The sequence below is a fragment of the Comamonas thiooxydans genome, from assembly GCF_000964545.1.
Lineage (GTDB): Bacteria > Pseudomonadota > Gammaproteobacteria > Burkholderiales > Burkholderiaceae_C > Comamonas > Comamonas thiooxydans.
In genome coordinates this window covers 51451-73443 of record NZ_BBVD01000008.1, presented here as the reverse complement: position 1 = coordinate 73443, position 21993 = coordinate 51451, and the positions used below count along the sequence as shown (strand labels likewise).

17 protein-coding genes are annotated in these 21993 nt (G+C 63.0%); 11 read left to right on the top strand and 6 right to left on the bottom strand.

What is annotated here, in order from left to right:
• Nucleotides 1-84 precede the first annotated feature (84 nt).
• From Cth01_RS13740 to Cth01_RS13730, 3 genes are all read right to left on the bottom strand, one after another.
• Nucleotides 85-1086, bottom strand: coding sequence for an alpha/beta hydrolase fold domain-containing protein (locus Cth01_RS13740; protein WP_045839469.1), 1002 nt, complete (start codon nucleotides 1084-1086; stop codon nucleotides 85-87).
• Nucleotides 1083-2039, bottom strand: a complete 957-nt coding sequence (locus tag Cth01_RS13735) for a class I SAM-dependent methyltransferase (protein ID WP_034380845.1) — start codon at nucleotides 2037-2039, stop codon at nucleotides 1083-1085. The genes Cth01_RS13740 and Cth01_RS13735 overlap by 4 nt, the downstream gene beginning before the upstream one ends.
• Before the next feature lie 150 nt (nucleotides 2040-2189).
• Nucleotides 2190-2495, bottom strand: a complete 306-nt coding sequence (locus Cth01_RS13730; RefSeq protein ID WP_034380842.1) for a hypothetical protein — start codon at nucleotides 2493-2495, stop codon at nucleotides 2190-2192.
• Nucleotides 2496-2612: 117 nt separating this feature from the next.
• Here Cth01_RS13730 and Cth01_RS13725 point away from each other — a divergent pair, with 117 nt between their 5' ends.
• The 5 genes from Cth01_RS13725 (at nucleotide 2613) to Cth01_RS13705 (ending at nucleotide 7146) form a co-directional block, all read left to right on the top strand.
• Nucleotides 2613-3329 carry a methylated-DNA--[protein]-cysteine S-methyltransferase gene (locus Cth01_RS13725; protein WP_045839468.1) on the top strand — a complete coding sequence of 239 codons (717 nt, stop codon included), beginning with the start codon at nucleotides 2613-2615 and terminating at the stop codon, nucleotides 3327-3329.
• Nucleotides 3330-3547: 218 nt separating this feature from the next.
• On the top strand, nucleotides 3548-4339 hold the full coding sequence (locus tag Cth01_RS13720) for an SDR family oxidoreductase (RefSeq protein WP_003062433.1): 792 nt from the start codon (nucleotides 3548-3550) through the stop codon (nucleotides 4337-4339).
• A gap of 126 nt (nucleotides 4340-4465) precedes the next feature.
• On the top strand, nucleotides 4466-4888 hold the full coding sequence (locus Cth01_RS13715) for a PaaI family thioesterase (RefSeq protein WP_034354168.1): 423 nt from the start codon (nucleotides 4466-4468) through the stop codon (nucleotides 4886-4888).
• 135 nt (nucleotides 4889-5023) lie between these two features.
• Nucleotides 5024-6040, top strand: coding sequence for an NADP-dependent oxidoreductase (locus Cth01_RS13710; RefSeq protein ID WP_045839467.1), 1017 nt, complete (start codon nucleotides 5024-5026; stop codon nucleotides 6038-6040).
• A 200-nt stretch (nucleotides 6041-6240) separates the two neighbouring features.
• Complete coding sequence (locus Cth01_RS13705) at nucleotides 6241-7146, top strand: SDR family oxidoreductase (protein WP_045839466.1); 906 nt, start codon at nucleotides 6241-6243, stop codon at nucleotides 7144-7146.
• Nucleotides 7147-7191: 45 nt separating this feature from the next.
• Here the strand turns inward: Cth01_RS13705 and Cth01_RS13700 are convergent, their stop codons facing one another.
• Nucleotides 7192-7815, bottom strand: coding sequence for an Lcl C-terminal domain-containing protein (locus tag Cth01_RS13700; RefSeq protein WP_233425172.1), 624 nt, complete (start codon nucleotides 7813-7815; stop codon nucleotides 7192-7194).
• Nucleotides 7816-8015: 200 nt separating this feature from the next.
• Here Cth01_RS13700 and Cth01_RS13695 point away from each other — a divergent pair, with 200 nt between their 5' ends.
• The 5 genes from Cth01_RS13695 (at nucleotide 8016) to Cth01_RS13675 (ending at nucleotide 16852) form a co-directional block, all read left to right on the top strand.
• Entirely contained in the window at nucleotides 8016-9215 is a 1200-nt protein-coding gene (locus Cth01_RS13695; protein WP_034380836.1) for a multidrug effflux MFS transporter, read from the top strand.
• Nucleotides 9208-10641 (top strand): MFS transporter, encoded by a 1434-nt coding sequence (locus Cth01_RS13690; RefSeq protein ID WP_045839465.1) that lies wholly within the window; start codon nucleotides 9208-9210, stop codon nucleotides 10639-10641. Before Cth01_RS13695 ends, Cth01_RS13690 begins: the two co-directional genes overlap by 8 nt.
• Before the next feature lie 287 nt (nucleotides 10642-10928).
• Nucleotides 10929-12227: an efflux RND transporter periplasmic adaptor subunit gene (locus Cth01_RS13685; protein ID WP_034354154.1), complete on the top strand. Its 1299-nt coding sequence runs from the start codon at nucleotides 10929-10931 to the stop codon at nucleotides 12225-12227.
• A gap of 18 nt (nucleotides 12228-12245) precedes the next feature.
• Entirely contained in the window at nucleotides 12246-15413 is a 3168-nt protein-coding gene (locus tag Cth01_RS13680; RefSeq protein WP_034354150.1) for an efflux RND transporter permease subunit, read from the top strand.
• The gene (locus tag Cth01_RS13675) at nucleotides 15410-16852 is read left to right on the top strand and encodes an efflux transporter outer membrane subunit (RefSeq protein ID WP_045839464.1); all 1443 of its coding nucleotides are present in this window, start codon (nucleotides 15410-15412) and stop codon (nucleotides 16850-16852) included. Before Cth01_RS13680 ends, Cth01_RS13675 begins: the two co-directional genes overlap by 4 nt.
• A 125-nt stretch (nucleotides 16853-16977) precedes the next feature.
• On the opposite strand, the gene Cth01_RS13670 is transcribed toward Cth01_RS13675, so the two are convergent.
• Both Cth01_RS13670 and Cth01_RS13665 read right to left on the bottom strand, forming a co-directional pair.
• The gene (locus tag Cth01_RS13670; RefSeq protein ID WP_034354146.1) at nucleotides 16978-17616 is read right to left on the bottom strand and encodes a TetR/AcrR family transcriptional regulator; all 639 of its coding nucleotides are present in this window, start codon (nucleotides 17614-17616) and stop codon (nucleotides 16978-16980) included.
• Nucleotides 17617-17787: 171 nt separating this feature from the next.
• Entirely contained in the window at nucleotides 17788-18288 is a 501-nt protein-coding gene (locus Cth01_RS13665; RefSeq protein ID WP_034380827.1) for a flavodoxin family protein, read from the bottom strand.
• Nucleotides 18289-18840: 552 nt separating this feature from the next.
• On the opposite strand from Cth01_RS13665, the gene Cth01_RS13660 reads away from it, so the two are divergent.
• Nucleotides 18841-21972, top strand: coding sequence for a bifunctional diguanylate cyclase/phosphodiesterase (locus Cth01_RS13660; protein ID WP_045839610.1), 3132 nt, complete (start codon nucleotides 18841-18843; stop codon nucleotides 21970-21972).
• Nucleotides 21973-21993 lie beyond the last annotated feature (21 nt).

The following is a 21993-nucleotide window of genomic DNA, read 5'->3' as shown; positions in this document are numbered from 1 at the left end:
GTGTTTGAAAGGGGCGGGGCGGCGCCCGGCGCCGTGCAGCGTACACCTGCACGGCCATGCCGCTACCCGCCCTCAGAGCAAAGCTTATTTGCTCTGAGGACGTTGGCGGCCTATTAGTTCCGCCCAGGCCGAGCAGGCGAGCTCGACCTGCTGGCGCGCCGCCGGGCTGGCAGCCAGCATGCGCGCAAAGCCGTGGACCATGGCCGGCGCGCGCAAAAGCTGCAGCGGTGCGCCCAGGGCCTGGGCTGCATGGGCAAAGGCTTCGGCCTCGTCGCGCAGAATATCGTGGCTGGCCGTCATCAGCAGCGTGGGCGGCAAAGCAGCGATGGCTGCGCTGCAGCAGCCCGGCGTCAGCCATTGCGAGGCCTGGCCCTCGGGCCTGCCCAGTTCCTGCCAGTAGCGCTGCATGGCGGCGGGCGTGAGCCCGAAGCCCGTGGCAAAGCAGCGCATGCTGTCATTGTCCTGATCGGGCTCAAGCGGCGGGTAGAGCAGCAGCAGGCCCGCGATGCGGGAGGCATCGGTGGGTTGCTGAATCTGGCGTACGGCCGCTGCCAGCGCCAGATGGGCGCCAGCGCTATCGCCTCCGAGCAGGACCTGCTCTGCCGCAAAAGGCAGCAGTCCGCGCATATCGCTCAGCCACTGCAGCACGGCCATCACATCGTCCAGCGGCGCGGGAAAGCGGCTCTCCGGCGTGCGGCGGTAATGTACGGACAGCACCACATGACCGGTGAACTGGGCCAGATGCTCGCACAGGTCGTCATGGGTGTTGAGATCGCCCACCATCCAGCCGCCGCCATGCAGCCAGACCAGCGTCCGGCCGCTGCCCGCACCTTGCTTGCGATAGCTGCGCACGCAGATCACGCGGCCCTCGGCCGCCACGAAATGCTCGGCCTTGAAAATGCCGGGCAGGGCCGAGCGAATCAGCCCGGCCTGCAGCTCGCTGAGCAGACGCCGGCGTTGCACATAGTCGAGCTGCGGGGTCGGCGTCTCCGCATCGAGCCGGGCAAAGCGCTGCAACGTGCGTGCCAGAGCAGGGTCCACGGGCTGCAGAGGCAGGCTGCGGCTCTGATCTGTGCCCTCGCTCATGGCTGCTGGTCCGCAGCCAGTGCAGGAGCGCGATAGACCATGACCTTGAGGCTGCGCTCCTCGTCCACATCGGCAAATACGGCCGGGTTGGCCAGGCGCTCGACGAACTGCAGCTCGGGTGCGATTTCCGCCATCTGCTCGCGCAGAAAGTCGGTGCCGAGTTCGGGGGCGTTCAGGCACAGCAGGACCTGGCCGCCCGGCACCAGCAGATCGGGCAGGCGGCGCATCAGGCGCGCATAGTCCTTGGTGGCGATGAAGCTGCCTTTTTGGTAGCTGGGCGGGTCCACGACGATCAGGTCGTACGGTCCGCTGCGGTTGATCTTGCCCCAGCTGCTGAAAATATCGTGGGCGGCGAAGCTGGCGCCGGCCTTGACGCCGTTGAGCTGATGGTTGTGCTGACCCGTGGCCAGAGCGCCTTTGCTCATGTCCATATTGAGAACCTGGCCCGCGCCGGCCAGCTTGGCCACGACCGAGAACGCGCAGGTATAGGCAAACAGATTGAGCACCTTCATGCGCGCGGGCCGCTCATGGGCCAGCACCTGCCGGCGCACCCAGTCGCGGCCGGCGGCCATGTCGAGAAACAGGCCGTGGTTCTGCCCGCGTGCGATATGGATCAGATAGCGGGCGCCGTTCTCTGTGACCACATGCGGCTCGGGCAGCTCGCCGGCCATGACGCGGGTTTCGACCTTGCCGCCGCTTTCGCGGGTCTGGAAGGCCCAGGTCAGAGGCAGTCCGGCCGGGGCGATCTGCTGCCAGCGCTGCTCCAGCGCCTGACCGATCTGGCTCAGCTGGGCTTCCTCCATGGGGGCAAAGCTGGTCAGCACGATGACGGGCGCAAAAGCATCCAGCGAGATCTGCTCGCAGCCCGGATACCGCCCGCCGCGGCCATGAAAGATGCGCTGGGCATCAGTGGGGAAGGGCATCTGGGCAATGGCGGCTAGCAGGGCTTGCATGGAAAGAGAACAGTCACACGGTCAAACAAGCCGCCAGTGTAGGCATTGCAGCGAGCTCCGGTGGCCAGGGCGGCACATGTCCCTTGCAATGGTTGGCGGCCCGGGCCGGCGCTGACGGCCTCGGGACTCGCGCCGCCCGCGCCCGTTCACTCAGTGGTAGATGCGCCGCACATCGAAAAAACAGCTTTCGGTGCCGCCAATGCCTTGCAGGCCGGCTTCGGCAGCGGCGCGGGCGGCTTTCATCCAGCGCTGGAAGGTGAGCTTGGCGTCGTCGGTGATTTCTTCGGGCGGGGTGTCTTCCAGGCCTTGCACCAGCGACAGGGCTTCGCCGACCTGTTCCTCTCCGCCGAGCTGGCGGGCCAGCACGCGAGCATAGCGTGCCTCGGCCTGCTGGCGTTTGTCTTCGGGCAGCTCGGGGTAGTCGCAAAGAGAGACGGTGAAATGGGCTTCTTGCATGTCCGTATATCCACAGTGTTTTGACTGTTTAAATGTACAGTAATTAACTGTTTTTGCATCCAGTCTCTCTGGAAATTTTTGCAAAAACAAATGGACTGCGTTTTGTAGACTGTGGCAATGAATCCTGCTGCTTCATTGCCCTTGCCAGGGCATGCCCTGTTTGTCACGCGCATCGGTGCCTGTGGTCTGGCCTGGAATGCCGCTGCCATCTGCGCCGTGCAACTGCCCGAGGCCAGCTGGGGCGAGACCCGGGAGCGCATGCTGCTGGGTCTGTCCAAACGCCATGCGCTGCAGCCGCAGCGCGGGCCTGCGGCATATGATGCCGTGACCTCCATCTCCGCTGTTCCGGGCTTTGCCGTGCAGGCCATGGCCGGGGTGCAGTGTCTGCTGGCCGGAGTGAATGCGCAGATCGAGCCGTGCTGGGCGCAGCCCAGCGCAGAGGCCGTGGCTGCCGGCGTGCTGGGAGATATGCGGCAGGACAGAGTGCAAGGCCCGGTTGGTGTTCTGCCTGACCTGCAGGAGATTGCACTCGACGAGTTCGCCGTGCCTGCATTTCACGGCCAGGTCTATGCCTTCACGCGCGCACTGGCGCCAGGGCGGACCAGCACTTATGGCGAAGTTGCCGCAGCGCTGGGCGAGCCCGGTGCAGCGCGCGCCGTGGGCCAAGCGTTGGGAGCCAATCCGTTTGCGCCGATTGTTCCCTGCCATCGCGTGCTGGCCGCAGGGCGGGCACCGGGAGGCTTCTCGGGCGGTCAGGGCGCTTTGACCAAGCTGCGCATGCTGGAGATCGAAGGCGGGGCCTGGGGCGGCACGCAGTCGCTGTTTGCCGATTGATGCCGATTGAAGGCGCCGGATGCGCTTTGCCTGGCTGCTGCCGGCAGACCCTGCAAGCCGCGCCAGCGCGGGCTCTGCCACCTGCGGGACAGCGCCGACACGCAGGTGACAACACCGGGCCTGAGGCGCCCGCACAATTCATGCAGCTTTTGACGGGCAGGCCTTGCAAGGCACTGCGCACCCGGTTTGAACCTTGAAAACAAACAGGAGACATGAGAATGACACGTACGGTGCAGCAACTTTTCGACCTCTCGGGCAAGACGGCCCTGGTGACCGGCGGCTCGCGTGGCCTGGGTCTGCAGATGGCGCATGCGCTGGGCGAGGCCGGCGCGAAGATTCTGCTGAGCTCGCGCAAGGCCAAGGATCTGGAAGAGGCCGCAGCCGAGCTCAAGGCCGCTGGCATAGAGGCCGACTGGATTGCTGCCGACTGCTCGGACGAGGCCGATATCACGCGCCTGGCCAAGGAGGCCGTGCAGCGTCTCGGCCATGTGGACATTCTGATCAACAATGCCGGAGCCAGCTGGGGCGCTCCTGCCGAGGACCACCCGACAGCGGCCTGGGACAAGGTGATGAACCTGAATGTGCGCGGCTATTTTCTGCTGAGCCAGCAGATCGCCCGCCTGTCCATGCTGGAGCGCAAGAGCGGCCGCATCATCAATCTGGCCTCGATCGCCGGCCTGGGCGGCAATCCCACGGGCATGAAGACCATTGCCTACAACACCTCCAAGGGCGCAGTCATCAATTTCACGCGCGCGCTGGCCGGCGAGTGGGGAGAGCACGGCATCACCGTCAATGCCATCTGCCCGGGCTTTTTCAAGACCAAGATGGCAGCCGTGCTGATCGAGACATTGGGCGAGGACGAAATGCGCTCCCATGCGCCGCTGCGCCGCCTGGGCGACGATGAGGATCTCAAGGGCCTGACGCTGCTCTATGCCAGCGATGCCGGCAAGCACATCACCGGCCAGTGGATGGCCGTGGATGGCGGCGTGAGCGCTCTGGTCGGTGGTTGACAGTGGCAGATGAAGGGTGAGTCATGTTTTTTGTGCGGCGCAGCATTCTGAGGTTGTCCGCCGCGCTTACATTCACGGTTCAGCAGCTGCAGTCTGCGGCGCATCACTCTTCTGAAAGGTTTCGCGGTGTTGTCATTTGGTCCTGAAATTCCCTTTGTGCATGAGCTGGGCTTCACCCTCCACAAGATGGAGAACGGTGAGTCCGAGCTGCACTTCACACCGCGTCCCGAACATCTGAATTCCTTTGGCATCACCCATGGCGGAGCCTCGATGACGTTGATGGATGTGACCATGGCCGTGGCTGCGCGCAGTGTGGATTTCGATCTGGGCGTGGTCACCATCGAGATGAAAACCTCGTTCATGCAGGCAGCCAATGGCCCGCTGGTCGGCAAGGGCGCGCTGCTGCATCGCACCGGCACCATGGCTTTTACCGAAGGCCGCATCTATGACGCGCAGGGTCGACTCTGCGTACATGCCACGGGCACCTTCAAGTACATGAAGCGCAGACCTGCGGCCGAAGGCGGATTGCAAGCCCTGCCCACGGATTGAGTACGGATCGGTTGCTCTGTTTTTATGAGCGGCCACCGCTTTACCTATCGTTGTTTTGTGTGTTATCAGCTCCAAGTGCGAGGTATATCAAGCGCTTGAAGCTATGAAATCTGAAGTTCAAACAGGAGACGAAACATGACGGTCAATCAGCAAATCCTTCTGGACAACCGCCCCCAGGGCGAGGCGATGGAGAGCAATTTCAAGCTGGTGCAGTCGCCGCTGCCCACGGTGGGCGAGGGCCAGGTGCTGGTGCGCCACCACTATCTGAGCCTGGACCCCTATATGCGCGGCCGCATGAACGACTCCAAGAGCTATGCCCAGCCCCAGCCGCTGGGCGAGGTCATGCAGGGCGGCACGGTAGGCGAGATCGTCGAGAGCCGCCACCCCAAGTTCAAGGCTGGCGACAAGGTGGTCGGCATGGGCGGCTGGCAGGAATATTCGTTGCTCGACCCCAGCGTGCCCGGTGCGCTGCGCAAGGTCGACACCGCCCATGTGCCGCTGTCCTACTATCTGGGCGCCGTGGGCATGCCGGGCGTGACGGCCTGGTATGGCCTGGTCAAGATCATCAACCCCAAGGCCGGTGAAACCATGGTCGTCAGCGCTGCCACCGGTGCCGTGGGCAGCGCCTTTGTGGCGCTGGCCAAGGCACGTGGCTGCCGGGTGGTGGGCATTGCGGGCGGTGCCGAGAAATGCCGCTACGCCGTGCATGAGTTGGGCTTTGATGCCTGCATCGATTACCGCGAGCACCCCGATGTCAAGACCATGGCCAAGGCCTTGAAGGATGCCTGCCCCAACGGCATCGACGGCTATTTCGAGAACGTGGGCGGCTATATCTTCGACGCCGTGCTGCTGCGCACCAATGCCTTTGCGCGTGTGGCCCTGTGCGGAATGATTGCCGGCTATGACGGCCAGCCCCTGCCGCTGGCCAATCCGGCGCTGCTGCTGGTCAACCGCATCAAGCTCGAAGGCTTTATCGTCAGCGAGCACATGGAAGTCTGGGGCGAGGCCCTGACCGAGCTGGGCGGCCTGGTGGCAGCCGGCAAGCTCAAGCCGCGCGAGACGATTTCCCAAGGTCTGGCCTCGGCGCCCGGCGCGTTCCTGGGCCTGCTCAAGGGCAAGAACTTCGGCAAGCAGCTGGTGAAGCTGATTTAACCCACTGCGGCTGAAAAAATCACCCCCTGAGGCGCTTTGCCTGGGCGGCCCCGCGCCTTCCCCCTCTCTCGCTTCGCGGGAGGGGGACGATGCCTTCGCCGGGGCGGCCCCGCAGCGAGGCGGCTCTTGCTTGGCATCTCTAAGCTGGAGTGCGCCAGTTGCAGGCGCTATTCCCATATAAAAAATATCCGGAGACAAGAATGATCACGAATTTCGCGGGAAAGACGGCGGTTCTGACAGGTGCGGGCTCGGGCTTCGGGCTGGAGTGCGCGCGCATCGGAGCCGCCAGAGGCATGAATCTGGTGCTGGTCGATGTGCAGCAGGAGGCGCTGGACAAGGCCGAGGCCGAGCTCAAGGCTGCCGGTGCCAAGGTGCTGGCGCGCAGGGTCGATGTCTCGGATGCGGCGCAGATGGAAAGACTGGCTGCCGAAGTCAAGGAGACCTTTGGTGCGCCGCACTTTGTCTTCAACAACGCGGGCGTCGGCGCGGGCGGCCTGGTCTGGGAAAACACCGTTTCCGACTGGCAATGGGTGCTGGGCGTCAATGTCTGGGGCGTAATCCATGGCGTGCGCCTGTTCACGCCCATGATGCTGGAGGCCGCCAAGGCCGATCCCGCCTATGAAGGCCATATCGTCAATACCGCCAGCATGGCGGGTCTGCTGGCGCCGCCGAACATGGGCATCTACAACGTCAGCAAGCACGCGGTGGTGTCGCTGACCGAGACGCTGTACCAGGACCTGGCCCTGGTCTCGGACCAGGTCAGTGCCAGTCTGCTCTGCCCCTTCTTCGTGCCCACGGGCATAGGCCATAGCGAGCGCAACCGACCCCAGGGCCTGGAGGCGCAGCCTTTGACGGCCAGCCAGAAGATCGGCCAGGCCATGACCGACAAGGCCGTGGGCTCGGGCAAGGTCACGGCGACCGAGGTGGCGCAGAAGGTGTTCGATGCCATTGCGTCGGGTCAGTTCTATATCTACAGCCACCCGCAGGCCCTGGGCTCGGTGCAGGTGCGCCTGGAAGATGTGGTTCAGGGCCGCAACCCGACGGATCCGTTTGCGCACAAGCCCGAACTGGGCGAGAGCCTCAAGGCAGCACTGCGCGCCGGCTAAGCGTGCGGGAGTTGAAAAAGCCTTGCCAAAGCGGCAAGGCTTTTTTCATGGTGCGGCCGAAGTCTGGGGGCCGAGCTCGGCCTCGGTGGCTGGGCGCACCAGGCGCAGCAGCAAGGCATTGCCTTTGCCCATATCGGGCACGGCCTGCAGTGTCTCGGTGTTGACCGCCCAGGCCTGCTGGGCGGAGAGGCCGGAGAGGCTGCTGGATTTGTCCACCTGGGCGTAGTTGTAGGTGTTCAGGCGCTGGGCATTTACGGCGGCCGTGCCCGTCCAGTGCCAGTCGCGTGGCGCATTGGGAAAGAGTTCCGGGTTCAGGCCCTGGGGTTTGCTGCTGCGGTCCAGCAGGCGCTTGAGTTCATTGACGCGTGGCAGGCGCCAGCGCAGGTTTTCGGCCTTGCTGCGTTCTGCGGCATGGGTTACGGCCTGCTTGTAGCTGAAGACCTCGGCCTGACCGCCGCAGGCCTTGCCATTCCAGCTCATGCCCTCGGCGCAGCGTGACCAGGCCAGCCTGGCGCGCGTGTCTATCACCATGCTGGCATCGGGCGAGAGCTGAAAGGCCGGGGCAGCAGGCGCGGGCTGTGCGCCGGCCGACTGAGACGCCAGACATAGCGCAGCGAGTGTGGTCAGGAGTGAAAAGGGCAGACGTGGGAAGGAGCTTGCAGCAATCACGGCGAGAGCAGGGAATGGTGGTTGAGCCCATTGTGCTTGTTGTCCATGCGGTCATGGCCTGGATGACCGGGTCTAAAGCCTTGTAATTGAGGGCTTAGGCACAGGCGCTGCCCGGCGGACTGGCGTGAGCCTGCAAGGTCATGCAGGAAACCGGCAGCTGTTCAGCACATAAATCAAGTTACCACGACAATCACACCCCTATGCAAGCTTCTGTTTCCCTGCGTCTGGTTCTGATCCTGGGCCTGTTGTCGGCCATCGGGCCTTTCGCCATCGATATGTATCTGCCGGCCTTGCCCCAGATCGGCGCCAGCCTGGATGCCCAGGTTGGGGCCGTGCAAGCCAGTCTGACCGCGTTCTTTCTCTCCATTGGTGTGGGCCAGCTGCTCTATGGGCCGGTCTCCGACATGCTGGGCCGCAAGCCGCCGCTGTACTTTGGTCTGACGGTCTTTGCCGCAGCCAGCGTGGGATGCGCGCTGGCTCCGAATATCGAGACATTGGTGGCGTTTCGCTTTGTGCAGGGCCTGGGCGCTGCGGCCTGCATGGCCGTGCCGCGTGCCGTGGTGCGTGATCTACATACCGGCCATGCTGCCGCGCGCATGATGTCGCTGCTGATGCTGGTGTTCAGCGTCTCGCCGATTCTGGCGCCTCTGGCCGGCAGCGGCGTGATTGCCCTGGCTGGCTGGCGTGCCGTGTTCTGGGTGGTGGCGGGCGCAGCCGTGCTGGGCCTGGTTGCCACGTGGCGCGGCGTGGAAGAGACCCGCACGGCCGAGGCGCGGCTGGACAGCAGCCTTGGCGGTGCGCTCAAGGCCTATCTGGTCCTGTTGCGTGACTGGCACTACCTGGGCCTGGTGTTCATCGGCGGCTGCGCCATGGCGGGCTTTTTCGTCTACCTGGCGGGCTCGCCCTTTGTGCTCATCAACTACTACGGTCTCTCGTCCACCCAGTACAGCATGGCGTTCGCGCTGAACTCCATCGCCTTTATCGGCGCGGCGCAGCTGACGGGGCGGCTGGGCCAGCGCTTTGGCCTGGTCAATGTGGTCAAGGCTGCGGCTTCTGCTTCGGGCCTGACCATGGCCGCATTGCTGCTCTATTACCTGCTGGGCGGTGAGAAGCTGGCGGTGCTGATCGTGCTGTACTTCATTGCCAGCGCCTTCATGGGCCTGGTGATTCCCACGACCTCGGTGCTGGCCCTGGAAGAGCATGGCGAGATTGCGGGCACGGCCTCTGCCTTGCTGGGAACGCTGCAGATGCTGAGCGGCGCGGCCGCCATGCAGATCGTGGGGCATTTTTCCAACGGCAAGCCTCTGCCCATGGTGGTGGGCATGGCGACAGGGGCACTGGTGGGTGTGGCGCTGACCTGGATCACGCTGGGCCGTGTGCACCGAGTCGCCCATGACTGAGAGCACTGCTCAAGCTTCCCCTGCCTACGATGGCCTGCCTGACGGTGCGCGTGGCCGCGCCATGCTGGTCATCATTCTGGGACTGACGCTGTCGGTGCTGGACAGCAGCATCGTCAATCTGGCCTTGCCCGCCATTGCGCGCGAGTTGCAGGCCAGCTCGGCCCTGACGCTATGGGTGGTCAACGCCTATCAGCTCGCCGGCCTGGTGCTGCTGCTGCCGCTGGCAGCCCTGGGCGAGCGCCTGGGTTATCGGCGCATCTATCTGCTGGGCATGACGGTGTTTGTCATTGCCTCGGTGGCGGCCACGCTGGCCAGCTCGCTGAGCACGTTGATTGCAGCGCGCGTGTTTCAAGGCATGGGTGCGGCGGGCATCATGAGCGTGAATGCAGCGCTGGTGCGCTTGACCTATCCGCGCGCCATGCTGGGACGCGGCATGGCCATCAACTCGCTGGTGGTGGCGACCTCGTCCATGGCCGGGCCTTCGGTGGCCGCTGCCATCCTGTCGGTTGCCAGCTGGCCCTGGCTGTTCGCCATCAATGTGCCGCTGGGCTTGATGACCTTGTGGATGGGGCGCAAGGCGCTGCCGGCCAACCCCATGGTGCGCAAGGATGGCGAGCCGATAGCGGCGCTTGACGTTTTGCTCAATATTCTGATGTTCACCCTGCTTTTTCTGGGCGGTGAGCAACTGGGCGTGCGCATGGGGCAGGATCAGGGCGCTGCGGGCAGCCCGCTGATGCCTTCGGGCTGGTGGCTGCTGGGCGCCGGGCTGGTGGTCGGCTACGTCTATCTGCGCCGTCAGTGGCACAAGGCGGCTCCCTTGTTTCCGGTCGATCTGATGCGCATTCCCGTGTTCCGGCTGTCGATGTGCGGCTCGGTCTCTGCCTTCTGCGCGCAGATGCTGTCCTATCTGGCCCTGCCATTCCTGCTGCTGGAGGCGCGCGGTCTGTCACCCATGGAGGCAGGCATGCTGATCACGGCCTGGCCGCTGGCCACCGTGCTGACGGCGCCGGTGGCCGGGCGCCTGATCGGCAAGTATCCCGACGGGCTGCTGGGCGGCATCGGCATGGCCATGTTTGCCTGCGGGCTGTGGCTGCTGGCGGCCATGCCGGTCGATGTGGCGCACTGGGACATGGTCTGGCGCATGCTGCTGGCGGGCAGCGGTTTCGCGCTTTATCAGTCGCCCAACAATCACACCATCGTCACCTCGGCTCCCATGTCGCGCAGCGGCGCGGCGGGCGGCATGCTGAGTTCTGCCCGCATGACAGGTCAGACACTGGGAGCCGTGGTGTTGGCCACCATCTTTGCCATCTCGGGCGGGCATGGTGGCAATGCTGAACTGCTGGCGCTGGCTGTGGCCGGCTGTTTTGCAGCGCTGGCCGGAGTTTTCAGCATCTTGCGCGTACGTCCGGGCAAGCAGCAGCATTGATTGGCAGCAAAAGCGGTTTCTGTCCTGATATAGAGAGCGCAGCCAGTTGCCGATTCCGGGGTTTTGCGGGTTCTGGCTCTAGTCCGTTATGACGAGGAGCCTTGCTGCCAAGGTTTTCTACAGTGGTGTCTCAAGCCAGAGACCGCTGCGACGCCGCATGCCCGCATGACAGGAGAATGGCAAGCGGGTGATTGCCGGCATGTCATTGCGCCTTTGGCTGCTTTACATTTTATTAATATTGTCGGCGCACAATGTTGACAAGTTCTTTAGTTCAGACCGCTCCACGTATGAAGATTGACCAGCCCGCTTCGCTGAGCCCGCGCCGAGAGGCGCATTTTTCTTGCCTTCCCAGAGCAAGCCAGCAAGGTCATCGCCAGCAGCGCTGGACTCTGGCTGTGGGAGCCATGCTGATTGCCGCTGCGCTGGCGGGCTGCTCCAAGCCCGAGGCGGAGCAAAAAGGCCCGCCCAAGTCCGAGCCCAAGGTCGGCGTGGTTACCTTGCAGTCGCAAAGCCAGCAGCTGGATGCCAGCCTGCCGGGGCGCACCCGTGCCTTCATGACGGCCGAAGTGCGTCCCCAGGTCTCGGGCATCATTCAGCAGCGCTTGTTCACCGAAGGTGCGCTGGTCAAACAGGGCCAGCAGCTCTATCAGATCGACGCCGCATCGTTGAAGGCTGCCGAGGCCAGCGCTGCGGCTGCCGTGGCCAAGGCCGAAGCCAGCCAGCGTACGCTGGCTGCAACGGCACGGCGCAATGCCGAGCTGGTCAAGATCGACGCGATCAGCAAACAGGCGTTTGACGAAAGCCAGGCGGCGGCGGCCCAGTCCGCATCGGATGTGGCCGTGGCCAAGGCGAATCTGGAAACCGCACGCATCAATCTCAAGTACAGCCGAATCGAAGCCCCTATCGGCGGTCGCATCGCGCTGTCTGCCGTCACGCCCGGTGCGCTGGTCACGGCCAATCAGGCCACGGCGCTCACCACCATCGTGCGGCTGGACCCCATGTATGTGGACTTCACCCAGTCCAGCACCGATCTGATGCAGCTCAAGCGCGATCTGGATTCCGGCCGCTACCAGAAAGTGGAAGGCAACAAGATTCCCGTGCGCATCCAGCTCGATGACGGCAGCGACTACCCGCATCAGGGCAAGCTGGCCTTTGCGGGCGTGATCGTCAACGACACGACCGGCACACTGACCTTGCGCGCCGAGGTGCCCAATCCCGACGGCATGCTCATGCCCGGCATGTATGTGAAGGCCTTGCTGCCAACGGCTCTGGCACCCGATGCATTGCTGGTGCCGCAGCAGTCGGTGACCCGCGATCTGACCGGGCGTGCCAACGTCATGGTCGTCAAGGACGGCGATGTGGTTGAAAAGCGCGATGTGGAACTGGACCGCGCCGTGGGCGCTTTCTGGTTGCTCAAGACGGGCCTGAAAGCAGGCGAGCGTGTGATGGTGGATGGCTTTCAGCGCATCAAGCCCGGCGACAAGGTTCAGACCGTGGAGGTGGATCTGAAGGCCAAGGCCGAGCGCAAGAGCCAGCGGGGCGAGCCGCCCGTGCAGGCCGCTGCCGATGCACCTGCCAAGAAGTAAGCAAGGCAGGCGACACACATGGCTCAGTTCTTCATCAACCGGCCCATCTTTGCGTGGGTCATCGCCATCATCATCATGCTGGCCGGGGCTTTGTCGATCAAGCTGCTGCCGCTGGAGCAGTACCCCGAGATCGCTCCTCCCCGCGTGACCATCGGCGCCCAGTACACGGGCGCTTCGGCCGAGACGGTCGAAAACTCGGTGACGCAGATCATCGAGCAGCAGATCAAGGGCATCGACAACATGCTCTATATGAGCTCGACCAGCAATGCCTCCGGTCAGGCTCGCATCACGCTGACCTTTGCTCCGGGCACCAATGTCGACGTGGCCCAGGTGCAGGTGCAAAACAAGATCCAGGGCGCGGTCAACCGCCTGCCGGACTCCGTGAAGACGCGTGGCGTATTCATCAACAAGGGCGGCCAGGATTTTCTGGTCACCTACAGCTTCTATTCGCCCGATGAAGATGTGACCGCAGTGGACATCGGCGACTACATCAACAGCAATCTGGTGGACATCATCGGTCGCATCGAAGGCGTCGGCGACATCAACGTCTTCGGCACGCCCTATGCCATGCGCATCTGGATGGACCCCGCCAAGATGGAGAAGTACGGGCTGATCCCCTCCGATCTGAGCAGCGCGCTCAACGCGCAAAATGCCCAGGTCTCGGCGGGCCAGCTGGGGGCCTTGCCTGCGGTGCAGAACCAGCAGCTGAACGCCACCATCACGGCGCGCACCAAGCTCAAGACCGTGGAGCAGTTCGAGGGCATCGTGCTCAAATCCTCGAATGACGGCTCTGTCGTCACCATCAAGGACGTGGCCCGGGTGGAACTGGGGGCCGACAATCTGTCCATCCAGGCCAAACTCAATGGCATGCCGGGCGCAGGCATGGGCATCATCCTGGCCGATGGTGCCAACGCCATGGCGGTGTCGGATGCCGTGGCGGCCAAGCTGGCCGAGCTCAAGCCCTTCTTTCCCAATCAGATCGACTATTTCGTGAGCTCGGACTCCACGCCCTTCGTGCGGGCCTCGATCAGCGAAGTGGTGCATGCGCTGGGCGAGGCCATGGTGCTGGTGGTGATCGTGATGTTCGTGTTCCTGCAGAACTTCCGCGCCACGCTGATTCCCGCCATTGCCGTGCCGGTGGTGCTGCTGGGCACCTTCGGCGTGCTGTCCGTCGCGGGCTTCTCCATCAATACCCTGACCATGTTTGCCATGGTGCTGGCCATCGGCCTGCTGGTGGACGATGCCATCGTGGTGGTCGAAAACGTGGAGCGGGTGATGCACGAGACGGGCAAGTCTCCCAAGGAGGCGACGCGCCAGTCCATGAAGGAAATCACGCCTGCGCTGGTCGGCATCGGGGTCACGCTGTCGGCGGTGTTTGTGCCCATGGCCTTCTTTGGCGGCTCCACGGGTGTGATCTATCGCCAGTTCTCCATCACCATCGTGGCGGCCATGGCGCTGTCCGTGTTTGTGGCCCTGACGCTGACACCGGCGCTGTGCGCGACGCTTCTCAAGGCACCGGATCGCAGCCATGGCGACGGCCATGAGCGTCCCATACGCTCCGGGGTGCTGGGCATCAACGACCGGTTCTTCCGCTGGTTCAACCGCAATTTCGATGCCGCCGCCAATCGCTACCAAAGCACCGTGGCCTTCAGCCTGGGCCGGGCCAAGCGCATGATGCTGATCTTCCTGGCTGTGCTGGCTGCGGTCTGGCTGCTGATGGCCAAGCTGCCCACTTCCTTTCTGCCCGATGAGGACCAGGGGTTTGTCTACGTCAACGTGAACCTGCCTTCCGGTGCTTCGAATGCCCGTCTTCAGGAAGTGCTGGACGAGGTGCGCGAGTACCTGGCCAAGCAGCCGGATGTGATCAGCTTCAACCAGGTGTCCGGTCTCAACGGCGACCAGAGTTCGGCGCGCGGCTTCATCCGTCTGAAGCCCTGGAGCATGCGCCCGCTGCCTTCTCAATCGGCCGCGGCCATTGCAAACAAGGCGACCAGGGAACTGGCCAGCATCCGCGATGCACGCGTGCAAGTGGTGCTGCCGCCTGCAGTGCGCGGCCTGGGTTCGAGTTCGGGCTACAACTTCATGATCAAGGACATCAATGGTGTGGGCCATGAAGCACTGCTCGCCGCGCGTGATCAGGTGCTTGGCGAAATGCGCGCCAACAATCTGCTGACTGCCGTGCGCACCACCAATCTGGAAGACGCCAGCGAGCTGCGCGTGGATGTGGATGACCGCAAGGCCGCCGCGCTGGGGCTGGCGTACAGCGACATCAACAGCGTGCTCTCCAGCGCCATGGGTGGCACCTATGTGAACGACTTCTTGAACAATGGTCGCGTCAAGCGTGTCTACATCATGGGCGATGCCCAGTACCGCATGCTGCCCACCGATATCGCCAAATGGACGGTGCGCAACAACAAGGGCGAGATGGTGCCTTTCGGAGCCTTCTCCAAAAGCTACTGGGCCTACGGCTCGCCCCAGCTGCTGCGCTATAACGGCAGCCCGGCCTATGAGTTCGAAGGCCGTGCCGCAGCCGGCATCAGCTCGGGCACAGCCATGGAGACGGTGGAAGATATCTTGAAGAAGCTGCCCAACGGCATTGCCTACGAATGGACGGGCGCTTCTCTGCAGGAGCGCCAGTCCGGTGCGCAGGCGCCCATGCTGTATGCCATCTCGATTCTGTTCGTCTTCCTGTGCCTGGCCGCACTCTATGAAAGCTGGACGGTGCCGCTGTCGGTGATGCTGGCCGTGCCGCTGGGTGTGGTGGGCGCGCTGCTGGCGACCTATACCCGTGGCCTGACCAACGACGTGTATTTCCAGGTCGGTCTGCTCACCACCGTGGGTCTTGCGGCAAAGAACGCGATCCTGATTGTGGAGTTTGCCGTGCAGTTGCAGGAGCAGGGCAAGAAGCTGTTCGATGCGACGGTGGAAGCCGTGCGTCTGCGTCTGCGTCCCATCCTGATGACTTCTCTGGCCTTTGGTTTCGGCGTGATCCCGCTGGCCATCGGCACCGGCGCTGGCGCTGGTGGTCGCAATGCCATCGGCACGGCCGTGCTGGGCGGCATGGTGGCATCGACGGTGCTGGGTATCTTCCTCGTGCCGGTGTTCTTCCTGCTGGTTCGCAGCTGGTTCAAGAGCCGCTCGCGCAGCGATGAGGCGGCTGACGTCAACAAGGAGAGCGCGGCATGAGGCGCCCGAGCATGAAATTTTCGACCATGGCGGCCGCCGCAGTGACGGCCTTGCTGGCGGGCTGCAACCTGGCTCCGGCCTATAAAACGCCTGATCTGCCCGTGCCAGAGACCGTGTCCGGCAACGCCGCGCCGGCCCAGGCCAGCGAGGCGGCGCTGCAACAGGCCCAGGCGCTGCAATGGTTGCAGTCGCCGCAGCTGCGCGAGGTGGTGGCGCTGGCGCTGAGCAACAATCGCGATCTACGTGTCGCGCTGGAGAACATCGAGAAGGCCCGGGCCCAGTACGGCATCACCAGAGCCGATCTGCTGCCGGGCATCACGGCCCAGGCACAGAGCAATCGCACGCGCACCGCAGGGGATCTGACGACGGCAGGGCGCTCCAGCATCACCGAGCAATACACGGCCCAGCTGGGTTTCGCCAGCTACGAGCTGGACCTGTGGGGGCGCATCCGCAATCTGAGCGAAGCCTCGTTGCAGCAGTTTTTGCAAAGCCAGGATAACCGGCGCAATGTGCAGATCGGCCTGGTGGCTGATGTCGCCAATGCCTGGCTGACACTGGCGGCCGATCAGGCGCGCCTGCAACTGGCCAGGGACACGCTGGACAGCCGCATCAAGGCTTTCGAGCTGACACGGCGCATGCATGAGCTGGGCTCGACCTCCGGCCTGGTGCTGGCCCAGAACCAGACCACGGTCGATACGGCGCGCGGCGATGTGGCCAGCTACACCTCCCAGGTCGACAGGGACCGCAATGCCCTGCAACTGCTGGTGGGGGGCGCGGTGCCCGTGCAACTGCTGCCCACTGCGCAGACCCTGGCGGGCGCGGCAGACACGGCGGCTCTCAAGGCCGTTCCCGTACCCCTGCCATCATCGGTACTGCTCAAGCGTCCCGATGTACAGGCCGCCGAGCGCAATCTGCAGGCCATGAACGCCAATATCGGCGCAGCCAGAGCGGCGCTGTTTCCCAGCATCACGCTCACCGGCAGTGTCGGTACCGGCAGCAACGAGCTGGACCGTTTGTTCGGCAACAACAACAGCACCTGGAGTTTCATCCCTCTGGTCAAGCTGCCGATTTTTGATGGCGGGCGCAACCGCGCCAATGTACAGGTGGCCGAAAGCAATCAGCGCATTGCACTGAGTCAGTACGAGAAGTCCGTGCAGACAGCCTTCAAGGAGGTGGCGGATGTGCTGGCCGACCGAGCCCAGTGGGGTGAGCGGCTGGCGGCCCAGACCAGCATGGTGGCCAATACGCAGAAAGCCTTCGATTTGTCGAACGCTCGCTTCAAGGCCGGCGTGGATAACTATCTGACGGTGCTGGATGCGCAGCGCAGCCTCTATACCGCGCAGCAGACCTTGATAGGCCTGCGCCTGTCGGAGCAGCTCAACCGCGTGACCTTGTGGAAGGCACTGGGTGGAGAAAAAGAGGCCGCACAGCAGGGTTGATGGACGAACTCGCCCGATGAACAAAGCCGCAGTCTTTCGAACTGCGGCTTTGTTTTTGATAGCTTCTCACGCTTTACCAGTAAGCGATTGAGTCGGATTTCATTGAATTTTCAACGCGCCAACACTCAAGGCATCTTGAACAGCAGAGCCACCTGAAGCCGGAACAGGGTTCCGGCATTCATGGGCACTTCGGGATGGATGACGGTGTTGTTCATCATGGCCAGCCACAGCGGCGCAAGCAGCAATTCGGGGTGCTGCACCAGCTCCGGCGCCTTGAGTTCGCCGCGTTTGGCGGCCAGCTGCGCGAGCCGGGTGAAATGCTCGAGCAAGGCATCGTGCACGTAACGACGATACATCTGCGCCAGCAGTGGAAATTCCAGGCCTTCGGCGACGACCAGCCTGGCCGTTGCGGAGCGGCCGCTGCTGTCTATGACTTCCGCCGCGGCTCCCACTGTGCGCAGCAGATACTCGCCCACGGATTCATGCTCGTGCATGGGGCTGGACTGCAAGGCCACGGCGGCCGAGGCGATATGTGTCTGGATCACGGCCTCGAACAGGGCTTCCTTGCTGTCGAAATAGCGAAACAGCGTGACCTTGGACAGTCCTGCGCGCTGTGCAACCGACGCCGTGGTGCCACGCGCATAGCCGTGTTCCAGAAATTCTGCAAACGCAGCCGCCACGATGGAGCGGCGTGTGGCCTGGGTCTTTTGCGGACTGGGGCCGCGTGGCGTGCGCTTGGGGCGTTCGGTGTCTGGTTCAATCATGGACGCAAGAGCTGGTGAAGTCGCAGACTATGCCTGCTTGGGAGCGCGCTTCGGGGGCAAAGCATGCGCGAGCAATGATGGCACATTTATACAACTCGATTCGAAGGCTCCATTCTTGCCTTTGTATGGAGCCTGTCCTGCCCGGAATGATGCGGGCAAACCCTTGTTTTTCTAAAAAATGCCCAAGGCCAGTCCCGTGGCCAGCGATTGCCCCAATTCTTCGCAGCGCTGCAAATCGGCGGCCGGTATCTGTTTGGGGGCGAGTATGGCCTCCGGCGTCTGGGCATGGGTGCAGATGATGAGCGGTTCTGCCACGGCCTTCAGGCGCCAGCCGGTGGCAATGCGTTCCATCTGCCTTGCTGCGTTATGACCGTCGCTGCCGGCGCAGACCAAACTGGCATAGGGGCGGCCCTGTATTCGGTCGAGCACGCCGTAATAGCTTCGATCGAAGAAATCCTTCATCAGACCGCTGATGGCGGCCAGATTCTCCGGCGTGGCAAACAGATAGCCCTGAGCTTGCAGCAGGTCTTGCGGGCCGGCCTGGGAGGCATGCAGCACGCGGACCTCGACGGATTCCTCCTGCCGGGCGCCGGTGCTGGCCGCTTCAACCATCTGGAGCGTGCCGCCGGTCAGTGAGTGGTAGACGATCAGCAGGGTCGTGCGTTGTGACATGGTTGCTTTATTGCCGGTGGACAAACCGCAGGCGCTTGCAGGCGGGAATAACCGGGTACAGCGCTGTGGTTCTGCTTGATTGTTGCTAAAAAGATACGGGCTGTCGTGGTTTGTGATGCGGCCTGAATGGGACTAAGCTCCGACAAATATTGACATTTGTCAATTTTGCGACCTGAGGTTGCTCTTGATTTTGCAGCGCTTTGTAATGGATATACAAGCTTATGCCTATGATTTGATCTAAATCTAGACGCAATCATGCCAAGGCTTTCAGGGTAATCACTTGGTGTGAATGTTCTTTGGATGTAGGTTTGCTCCTACAAACTATGTCGCTCCTCATGTTGGCTCATGGTGCTGCAGCCTTTGCTGCAAGGTGCCACTGTCGACTGGAGCCGCCTCGCAACTCAGGAATCTTGTGTCTTTTGCATGTCGCAATTCGCAACGCAGCCAGTGATGAAAGTGCGTAAACCTTGGTTGGCGCTGCTGGCATTGGGTTTTGGAATTTCCTGTGGCAGTTTGGGGGGCTGGATGCTCCATCAACGCCAGGAGTCGCGCATGCAACAGCGCTTGCAGCTCAGTGCCGATATGGCGACGCGAGCTCTGGAGCAACGCCTGGGCAGCTATGACCGTCTGCTCGTCAAGCTCGCCGAGCAAATGGCCAGCAATGCGGATGCGGGCCAGCAGGTGTTTGCCCAGCATGCCCATGCTCTGCTCAGTCAGGATAGTCTGGTGGGGCTGCAGGCCCTGAGTCTGACCCGTGCGCTGACTGCGGAGCAGCACACCGATCTTGCGCGTGATTCACAGGCCTTCGAGGTTTCCTACGTCTGGCCGCTGATAGGCAACGAGGCACTGGCGGGAAGCAACGCGCGTCAGCCGGCGGCGGCATTTCATTCCTTGATGCAGGCGTGGAACTCTCGCCAGATGTCGATGTCGGCTCCATTTCGCTTTCTGCAACTGCCCGATAGTCCCAAGGGCGTGGTGTTGCGGGCTCCGTTGTGGGCTGCAGCAGAGGAGGGCGGCGCCGCCAAATCTTCAGTAAAGCCGCTCGGGACGCTCAATGCCCGGATCCGTCTGGGCGAATTTGCGAGGGGGCTGGTTCCGGCCAACCTCTACCCTCAGGTCGCCTTCAAGCTGGTGGATCTCAGCCCAGCCGACCCATCGCCAAAGGCCGGTGGGGACCACAGGAGACTGACCACGCCGCTGTCGATGCTTGCTGGCGGCTCGGAGATCTTGTTCACTGGCTCGCTGTGGGCGGAGGCGGAAACCCATCCTGAATTTGCCTTGATCAAGCCGCTGGAGCGGCAGATACAGGTGTATGACCGCATCTGGTCGCTGCAGTTCAAGCCAGCACTCAGCACTCAGAGAAGGTTTGAGAGGTATCTGCCCTGGCTGGTATTGGGCCTGGGTCTGCTGGCGGGGCTGGTGCTGGCAGCCTGGGTCTCGGGCTGGTGGCAAAGCCGCTGGAGCTGGAGCCGGCGCCTCAAGTTCAGTGCTCAGGCAAGGCAGGATAGTGATGCGCGTTTTCATGCCATGTGCGAGCAGGCTGCCATGGGCGTGCTCGAGCTTGATATCGCCACGCGCAGCGTACTCAAGGTCAACCAGCATTTCTGTCAGTTGCTGGGCTATGAGGCCCAGGAGATTCACAGACGCAGCGTGCTGGAGCTGGTCATGCCCGAAGACCAGGCGCACTGTGCGCAACTGCTTGAAGGGCTGGACTTGCAGCAGTTCCAGCACAACGCGGGCGAGTTCTGTCTGCGTTCCAGGGAGGGTGCGCCAGTCTGGGTTGAACTCAATGCGTTTCTGACCGGACGTCATGAATCGCGGCGCCTGCAGGTGCTGGTGCAGGACATCGGCGGGCGCAAGCGCCTCGAGCAGATGGAGCGGCTGGGTCATCAGCAGTTGCGCAATCTCATGCAAAGACTTCCGGTGGGTCTGGTCATGGAGGATCTGGATGGGCGCCTGGTCTACTGGAACGAAGAGTTTCTGCGTCTGGCCGGCCATGGGGGCAAGCCCGGCGTATCAACCCAGCAGTGGTGGGAGCGCATGTTCCCCGATGCCGCTGAGCGTGAGCGCGTCATCCAGCGCTGGGAAGTCGCCAAGGCTCAGGCCCGCCGGACGTTGCTGCTGCGTCAATCCGAGCGTGTCGACGATGTGCAGGCCCAGTGGGACGAGCTCGCCACCGAGGCGTCGGCCTGCACGGTGTCTGCGCAGACATTGATGCTCAGTGGGGTAGACGGTCTGCGCCGCCCGGTTGCGGTCAGTGCCGTGTTGCAAGCCGAAGGGTGCTTGATGGTGCTGCAGGATCAGAGCCAGCGCATGGCGGCCGAGCAGGAGGTCCGCCGTCTGGCCTTCTACGACGCCTTGACTGGCCTGCCCAACCGGCGCCTGCTGGCTGATCGGCTGCAACAGGCTCTGGCTGTGGCGCAACGCAAGGCCCATTTTGGCGGTGTGGTGCTGCTGGATATCGACAACTTCAAAGCCTTCAACGAGACCTATGGCCTGGATCAGGGCGATTTGCTGCTGCAGTCGATGAGTCAGCGCATCCGTGGTCTGCTTCCTTCAGGGGCCACGATTGCTCGTCAGGGCGGCGATGATTTTGTGCTGCTGATCGAGGACCTTGGCAGCGATTCCGTGGCGGCTGCCGCCAGGCTGGAGCAGCAGGCCGACCAGTGGCTGAGCCGTTTGCGTGAGCCCATAGAAATCGGCGGCATTCCGCGCTCCATCACCGTCAGCATGGGCCTGAGCCTGTTTGGCGAGCCAGAACTGACGGGTGAAGAAGTGCAGCGCCGCGCTGAAATGGCCATGTACCAGGCCAAGAGCCAGGGGCGCAATGTCAGTTGCTTCTTCGATCCCCAGCTGCAATCGGCGCTGCAGGAGCGTCGTACGCTTGAGCAGGACATGCGTGCCGGTCTGCAGGCCGGTGAATTCGAGCTGTTCTATCAACCCCAGGTGGAGATGGGCAAGGTGATTGGCGCCGAAGGTCTGCTGCGCTGGAAGCATCCTGAAAAAGGCTTTGTCCCTCCTGCGCATTTCATTCCGCTGGCCGAGGAAACAGGCGTCATCCTGCCCCTGGGCGACTGGGTGCTGCAGGCCGCCTGCCAGCAACTGGCGACGTGGGCCAAACACCCCCGTTATGCGCAACTGGTGCTCTCGGTTAACGTCAGCCCCAAGCAGTTCCATCAGAGCGGATTTGTCGAACAGGTGCTCAAGGCGCTGGCCGAGCATGGGGCCGATGCGCGTCGGCTCAAGCTGGAGCTGACCGAAGGCATGCTGGTCTCCGACGTAGACGACACCATCGCCAAGATGATGCGTCTGAAGTCCTACGGCATCGGATTTTCGCTGGACGATTTTGGTACCGGCTATTCCTCGCTGTCCTATCTGAAACGGCTGCCGCTGGACCAGCTCAAGATCGACCGCAGTTTTGTGCGTGACGTGCTGACCGATCCCAATGACGCGGCCATTGCCCGCACCATTGTGGCTCTGGCCAAGAGCCTGAGTCTGCATGTGATCGCCGAAGGCGTGGAGACCCAGGCGCAGTGTCGTTTTCTCGAAGGCATACGCTGCTATGCCTGGCAGGGCTATCTGATGAGTCCGCCCGTGCCCGTCAGCGAGTTCGAGAGCCTGGTCACCAATGGCAATGTGCCGGGATCTCTGACGCCGGCTCTCAGTCCGGTGTCCATGCGTTGAGGCAGTCCATGCTCTCTACAA